This window comes from Moorena sp. SIO1G6, assembly GCF_010672795.1.
Classification (GTDB): domain Bacteria; phylum Cyanobacteriota; class Cyanobacteriia; order Cyanobacteriales; family Coleofasciculaceae; genus Moorena; species Moorena producens.
The window spans coordinates 22083-29478 of sequence record NZ_JAAHFZ010000072.1; the positions used below are offsets into that span (position 1 = coordinate 22083).

Genomic DNA, 7396 nt, shown 5'->3' on the forward strand with positions numbered 1-7396 from the left:
GCATCTTGCCAGTGATTGTAGAAGTAGAACTGGCATCTTGTCAGTGATTGTCAAAGTAGAACTGGCATCTTGCCAGTGATTGTAGAAGTAGAACTGGCATCTTGCCAGTGATTGTCAAAGTAGAACTGGCATCTTGCCAGTGATTGTCAAAGTAGAACTGGCATCTTGCCAGTGATTGTAGAAGTAGAACTGGCATCTTGCCAGTAGTTCTACAAAAGCTTATAGCGTTTATAAATAGGTCATGAACAATCTTCCTAATTTTTAATAACACTAAAAAATCCTCCAAACTCTTTCCTACTGCTCCCTTTTTCCATAACTCCTATGTTCACAAATCAAATATAAACCCTATAATTAGCCGTAAAAATGTTAAGCTAAGGGTGTTCTGCTGGCGATACCAAAGAAAATCAGATGATATACTAACTAGAGTTAATTTTCGCCATAGCTGATAAGGTGCAAATCTTGGAATGACACTGCTGGAACTGCGATTTTATCCCATTGAAGGCAAGCAAGATTGCTTCAAAGTGACTGTGGAGGGTTCATCAGGAGAAGTCCATCATGAACCTGGTCTGCCTTTTCTGGATAGTCAGACTCCCGATGTCCAGGACAGACGTTTCACGGTAGTTAAGATATTAGAGTCAACTAAGTTCAAAGAGGATAACTTTTCGGAAGAGGAGCAGGCTTGGATGGTACGTGAGCAACTGCTGCTACCGGAACGGAATGCTTTTGAGCCTGACTACTTGGCTACTATTGGGCGTAGGCTCTATCAAATATTAGGTCAAGACATTCAGCAGTTGATAGAGGCAGCAGTAGCAGAGGCTAAACGCGATCGCATTTTCTTACATATTCGGTTGTGGTTTCCAGCAGAAGACCCTAAACCTGTACGAATTACTGATTATCCTTGGGAATTACTCCATAACCAGTATGGGTTTCTAGCCCACCAAAGGGTGACCTTCTCCCGCTATATTGCCTATCGTAGTCCTTGTCCTAATTTACCCCGAGTTGAACGGCTCAATGTCCTGTTGATTTCCTCTGGGGCAGGGGATCAGAGTATGGGAATGCCATATTTACCTGCTGTTGAAGCAGATGCGATCGCAAACGGATTGCAACAGGCTCAGGAACAAAGGCACATCCAACTGGAAATTTTAGAATCTGCTACACTCAAAGCACTCCGCAGGCGGTTGTCAGAGCGCCAAACCTCAGCAGTGCCTCAGGTTCTGCATTTTGATGGACATGGCTTTTTTGGCAAGCGCTGTAATGAAATAGGGTGCAAGAAAGCTTATAACCAGGGTGCAACTCAGTGTGAATGCGGTGCCCCATTGGGACAAGCTCAAGGTTATTTGGTGTTTGAAGACTCAGATGGTAAAGCTGATTATGTCAGTGCCAAAGCACTGGGAGAACTCTTGGGGAATTTGCAGCGTCGGGAGCAACCCCATTCAGCATCGGGAATTGCTTTGGTTGTTCTGAGTGCTTGCAAAAGTGCCATGTCTCGTAAGAGTGAGTCTGTCTTCAATGGGGTGGCACAGAGTTTGATTGGTGCAGGTATTCCTGCTGTAGTGGCAATGACCTATTCCATCAGGGTGGATGCCGCTAGTGCTTTTGTGGAATCGTTTTATCGTTCAGTGGGGGAAAAAAATTCATTAGCGATCGCATTGCGTCAGGGACAAAGTGCTATGGATATTGAAGGGAATCAGTGGTATCGTCCAGTGCTGTATCTGCGTTGGGAGGATAATGAGGGAGGACAGTTGTTTAAATCAGTTGAACCTGATGCTGTGAGTCAGAAAAATCTACCCTTACAGCAAGTCCCTTCAACTACGAAAAGTAAGGTTCGCAAAAAACCTTCTAGAGTTAAACAACTCAGAATAGAAAGCCTTAAGCAAAATCTCGAAAAGTTAGAGCAAGACTACACAGATGTTGCAGAAAAGCTGCGTCGTGAAAGTAATCCTCAGGAGCGAAATAATCTGGAGTTACAGCTAGAAAATATAGCTAACGATATGGAGAAAATTGAACAACAGCTTCATGAACTAGAAGATGGGGATGAGTAGAGCTATACAACTCCGGCGTGGAAGCCTAGAGGATGACCTGAATAAGTTAGAAAAAGATTACCGAGACGTTGACGAAAAGAAGCGCTTTACCAGCAATCCTCAGGAGATAAACAATCTAGAGTTACAGCTTAAAAATATCGTTAATGATATGGATAAGATTGAGCGAGAGCTTAATCAACTAAAGCAGTTAGAAGAAACAAAAGATAATACACAAGCTTTACTACAGTTGTTAACTACTTTTGAAGAAGAAATTATAACTTGTGTTCAAAGAGCATACCACGCTTGTTCTCCTGATGATTGGCCTCATCCTGTACCAGATAATTTAACAGTAATTTTTGAAGAGTTAGGAAAGATGCCCCAAGGAACATCGAAATATACCAGAATTGAGCGATGGGTAGGTTACTTAGTCACAGATTCCGAACTGCCTCGATCAGTTTATCATCAGTTAAACGAATGGGGTAACCAGAATATCAAGGGATATTCAGAGTTGTTGAGAGAGGTAGACAATAAACCAAAAAGTACCAACTCTTATTTAATGGTAGTTGTTCAGGCTAGCAACCAAAGCTTAGTGAGCAATCCAAATAAAGAAGAGCAGTACTTTGTTGATGCTTGGTTTAGGCAAAATGATAGTGTTATAGATTGTGATTCACTTTCTAAGCCTGGATCTTTTCCGGAAGCCGTTACGGCTGATCAGATACCGCAAATCCTCCAATTATTCTTAGATGTCAGTACTAAATATTCCTGGAGAAACTTAACGATTGAATTATTTCTTCCCCTTGCTCTGATGAATCAAGCGGTTGATACTTGGGAAATTGATGATGAATTTGGTTTTCCGACACCAATTGGCTGTCATTATCAGGTATTAGTTCGTTCAGCAGAGCGATTGTTACAAACTTACAGTCGTCACAAAGGGTGTTGGCAACAAAAGTGGGATTTCTTCCAACAACTAAGTCAAGGCTCTGCCTGTAATGCTTTTGTGTCAGGTGATGGTCAGGATTTGAAAGTATTGTTTGTCCAATTAAGTAAAAACAATATTATTGGACTTAAACTGGTAAAGGCTCCTCTACAGGTAGGTAAAGGTAGTGTATTTGCCGTAATCCTGAAAGCAGCTATCCCCGTAGCCTTATGGTTAAGGCAGAATTTATCCAACAATTGCCAAAAAGAGGTTGATGGACTTCTAAACTGTTGCTGTGTTCATGAACTACCTGAAGTAGTCAAAAATAAACGCTTAGACCATTTCCCTACCGCTCCAGATACTCACATTGGACAGCATCTTTCCTTATTATGGGAAGACCCCAAGCGCTTGCCCCCTAGTATCGAATACTCTATGTGATATGAATAATTGGAAAATATTTCAAGGCACTGGCAAACCTATTGATGGGGAAATTAACGAGCTATTACCCCCTCCACCGAGTTGGCGTCAGTTTGATGGGAATATCAACAAGGCGCAACGACGGGGTGCTACTTTTCAGGCTCGTTCTGAAGAAATTGATTTAGTCAATGCAGCCCTTTACCTGCGTCGTCCTTTGCTAGTAACCGGAAAACCAGGTTCTGGAAAAACATCCTTAGCTTATGCCGTTGCTTATGAGTTAAAATTAGGTGAAGTGTTATACTGGCCGATTACAACCAGGACAACCTTGAAGGATGGTCTTTATTCCTATGATGCCATCGGTCGTCTACAGGATGCTCAGCAACAGGATAAGACTAATCAGGATAATCTCAAACAAATTGGTAACTATATTCAACTTGGGCCTTTAGGTACAGCACTATTACCATCAGATAAGCCGCGATCGCTACTGATTGATGAAATTGATAAAAGTGATATAGACTTGCCTAATGATTTGCTTCATGTGTTTGAAGAGGGAGAATTTCAGATACCCGAATTAGTTCGGATTTCAGAAAAGTTGGAAACAGTAGCAGTACGAACCGCTTATAAAGATGAAAATCAGCCAACTGCCAAAGATATCAAAGTTGATATCACAGAAGGAAGAATACGTTGTAAAGCGTTTCCCTTGGTAATTCTAACTAGCAATGGAGAACGAGACTTTCCGCCCCCCTTCTTGCGGCGCTGTCTGCGGCTGAATATAAAGGAACCCAGTGATGTAGAATTAGAGAAAATTGTGGCAGCTCATTTGGGTACAGAGCCGGAGATTACCAAACAAGCTCAGGAATTAATTGTGCAATTTCTGGAAAAACGTAAAGAGGGAGATTTAGCAACCGATCAACTCCTCAATGTTATTTACTTGATGACTCGTGAATTTTCACCCACTGGTCAAGAAAAAGAAAAATTAGTTGAACAATTACTTAAGTATTTAACCAGCAGTGAGGATGGATGATGAAACCAGAAACTTTGGGTATCGCTGCACTAAATTTTCACCTCAAACGGGCTGAGTTAGATTTAGATGGTGAACAAATTGCCGATATCCTCTGGTTAGCTGTTCAAATCCGTAAGCTTGAGGAAAGTTCCCTCAAGGAAACACCTGCTGTTCAAATCGGTGAGGTTGAAGAAAGTTCCCTCCAGGAAAGACCTATTGAAGATTCTGAAACTGTTATTGAAACCAAAACTAAAACGCCTAAAACGCAGCCTGATGCTAAATTAACACCACCCATTAAATCTGCTTCTAGTCCACCTACTGCCTCTGCTCATCTTCCCCCTTCCTCACCCCATAACTCAACAGATAACTCAACAGAGAAAACGGTATCTAAAGGCATTCCCTTTCAAGCACCCGCTGCTCCAGCATTACGCCAAACTCTAGGGTTAGCAAGGGCGTTGCGTGCCCTGATGCGGAAAGTTCCCTCTCAAACTCAGACGGTTCTTGATGAAGAGGAAACCGTTACCCAGATTGTGGAAAAAAAGATTTGGACACCTGTACTCAAGCCAGCACCGGAACGCTGGTTAGATTTAGCCCTGGTGGTGGAGGAATCCCGTTCCACAGTAATTTGGCAAGAAATAATCGCTGAGTTTCAGAAACTGACTGAACTTCAAGGCGCTTTTCGAGATGTTCGCACTTGGGGCTTAAAAACTGATCATGATGGGGTAATCAAGCTATTTCCCAAGGGTAACTTCTCAGCAAATAAACAAGGTTTCCGCAGTCCAAAGGAATTATTAGACCCCGCAGGTAGGCGCTTAATCCTGTTAATTAGTGATTGCATATCTCCAATCTGGCGTCAAGGTAAAATCCATGACCTCTTGAAACTCTGGTCTAATGCATGCTCCCTAGCAATTGTACAACTCTTGCCAGAACGGTTGTGGGGGCGAACTGCACTAGGTGCTGGGTTTCCCGTGCAATTAAGTGCTCTAGCACCAGGTATCCCCAACCCTCAGCTCATAGTCGATGGACTACCAGTTTGGGAAGATGTCGATCTTGCCAACAGTTTAACCTTACCTGTGGTTACCTTAGAACCTGATTCTCTCAAACAATGGTCGCGAGTGGTGGCTGGGTTAGGGAATACCCAAACCGCTGGGATTTTGTTGGAGTTATCTTTAGTCGCGTCTTTACCCCAAGCTTTATCAACAGCTCAAAATCAACTATCTGCAGTCGATTTGGTGAAGCGATTTCGGACAACAGCATCCCCTACAGCAAGACGTTTAGCGGGATTGATGGCAGCAGTTCCTGTCAGTTTGCCTGTGGTTTATCTTATCCAAGAAACTCTGCTACCAGAGTCGATGCAGGTTCATGTTGCTGAAGTATTCATGAGTGGTCTTTTACAACCCGTTTCCTCTCAAGGGGAGATAGTTCAGTATGAGTTTGTCGAAGGAGTCAGAGACTTACTAGTAGACTCCGTTCCGATTCCAGATGTTGATGCAGTCTTGGAGGAAGTTTCCCAATATATTGCCCGCAAATTCGGTATATATATTAAGAATTTTACAGCTTTGCTGTCTGCCGATTTTAAGTGGGATAAAGTTACTCAACAGAAGATAATGCCTTTTGCCCAGATTACTACTCAGGTTTTGCATCGCTTGGGAGGAGAGTATGCTGCTTTAGCTGAACACTTGGAACGCATTTCTAGTCACTCTTCAGATGCATCAATAGACATTGAGCTAGAACCTTTTGACTTTGAAGTGGCAACTATTGAGTTGAAACAAACAGGCTGGTTGAGAAAAGAAACAGAACTAATTATCAACCGTCATCAGCAACAAGCTGATGGTTTTACCCAAGACTTAGGGAATGGCATTGAGTTAGAGATGGTTGCCATTCCCGAAGGGAGCTTTATCATGGGTTCCCCAAAAACAGAAGAGGGGCATAGCAACAGTGAAAGTCCCCAGCATCAAGTCACGGTTAAATCCTTCTTCATGGGCAAATACCCAATTACCCAAGCCCAATGGCAAGCTGTGGCCGCCCTACCCCAAGTCAAAACAGAACTTAAACCCAATCCATCCTATTTTAAAGGTAAAGACCTACCTGTAGAGCGAGTCTCCTGGGATGATGCGGTGGAGTTTTGTGAGCGGCTGTCCCAGTATACGAAACGCCCTTATCGCTTGCCCAGCGAAGCCCAGTGGGAGTACGCCTGTAGAGCCGGAACAACCACCCCGTTTCATTTTGGCGAGACGATTACAACCGACCTAGCTAACTATGATGGTGACTATACTTATGGCTCTGGTGCCAAAGGCAAATATGTTAAGGAAACGACCCCAGTGGGTAGTTTTGGGGTAGCCAATAACTTTGGACTCTACGATATGCATGGGAATGTGTGGGAGTGGTGTGCAGACCATTGGCACTCACACTATCAAGGTGCCCCGACAGATGACAGTGCCTGGCAATATGATAATGAAAATTATAATTATCAGCGGCTGTTGCGGGGCGGTTGTTGGGTTATCTCCCCTCTTTACTGCCGTTCTGGGTCTCGCCACAAGTCTTATCCAGCCTTTGGGCACCTCGACACCTATATTGGTTTCCGTGTTATGTGTGGGTGTGCGTGGACTCTTTAGCCCTTTACCCTTTTGCCCTCTTGCCCTTTACCCTGTTTTCCCTTTTCCCTTTCCCCTCCGTAGAACTGGCATCTTGCCAGTGGCCCGGGAATAAGCCCTGGGTAGAACTGGCATCTTGCCAGTAGCTGGGTAATAAGCCCCGCGTAGAACTGGCATCTTGCCAGTGGCAGGAATAGGCATCTTGCCAGTGGCAGGAATAGGCATCTTGCCAGTGGCCGGGTAATAAGCCCCGCGTAGAACTGGCATCTTGCCAGTGGCTGCAGAAGATTCCCTGTGTAGAACTGGCATCTTGCCAGTGGTTAGAGTCGATGCCCGGTATTATCCGGGGCACCTCTCCTTCAGAACCGTACGTGAAGGTTTCCCCTCATACGGCTCCTAGATATTCTCTCCCTTAGGAGTGCTCCAGTGTATCTGTTGATGGCAG

6 protein-coding genes are annotated in these 7396 nt (G+C 44.0%); 4 read left to right on the forward strand and 2 right to left on the reverse strand.

The window, feature by feature from the left end; genetic code table 11:
* Nucleotides 1-40 precede the first annotated feature (40 nt).
* Nucleotides 41-196, reverse strand: a complete 156-nt coding sequence (locus tag F6K63_RS32710; RefSeq protein ID WP_287314444.1) for a hypothetical protein — start codon at nucleotides 194-196, stop codon at nucleotides 41-43.
* A gap of 268 nt (nucleotides 197-464) precedes the next feature.
* On the opposite strand from F6K63_RS32710, the gene F6K63_RS32715 reads away from it, so the two are divergent.
* From F6K63_RS32715 to F6K63_RS32730, 4 genes are read left to right on the forward strand one after another with little or no spacing between them, the layout of a single operon-like run.
* The gene (locus F6K63_RS32715; protein ID WP_287314445.1) at nucleotides 465-2042 is read left to right on the forward strand and encodes a CHAT domain-containing protein; all 1578 of its coding nucleotides are present in this window, start codon (nucleotides 465-467) and stop codon (nucleotides 2040-2042) included.
* Complete coding sequence (locus F6K63_RS32720) at nucleotides 2035-3375, forward strand: VMAP-C domain-containing protein (protein ID WP_287314446.1); 1341 nt, start codon at nucleotides 2035-2037, stop codon at nucleotides 3373-3375. Before F6K63_RS32715 ends, F6K63_RS32720 begins: the two co-directional genes overlap by 8 nt.
* 1 nt (nucleotide 3376) lies before the next feature.
* Nucleotides 3377-4378 carry an AAA family ATPase gene (locus F6K63_RS32725; protein ID WP_287314447.1) on the forward strand — a complete coding sequence of 334 codons (1002 nt, stop codon included), beginning with the start codon at nucleotides 3377-3379 and terminating at the stop codon, nucleotides 4376-4378.
* Entirely contained in the window at nucleotides 4375-6972 is a 2598-nt protein-coding gene (locus tag F6K63_RS32730) for an SAV_2336 N-terminal domain-related protein (protein ID WP_287314448.1), read from the forward strand. The genes F6K63_RS32725 and F6K63_RS32730 overlap by 4 nt, the downstream gene beginning before the upstream one ends.
* A gap of 4 nt (nucleotides 6973-6976) precedes the next feature.
* Here F6K63_RS32730 and F6K63_RS32735 read toward each other — a convergent pair whose 3' ends face one another.
* The gene (locus F6K63_RS32735; protein ID WP_287314449.1) at nucleotides 6977-7303 is read right to left on the reverse strand and encodes a hypothetical protein; all 327 of its coding nucleotides are present in this window, start codon (nucleotides 7301-7303) and stop codon (nucleotides 6977-6979) included.
* Nucleotides 7304-7396 lie beyond the last annotated feature (93 nt).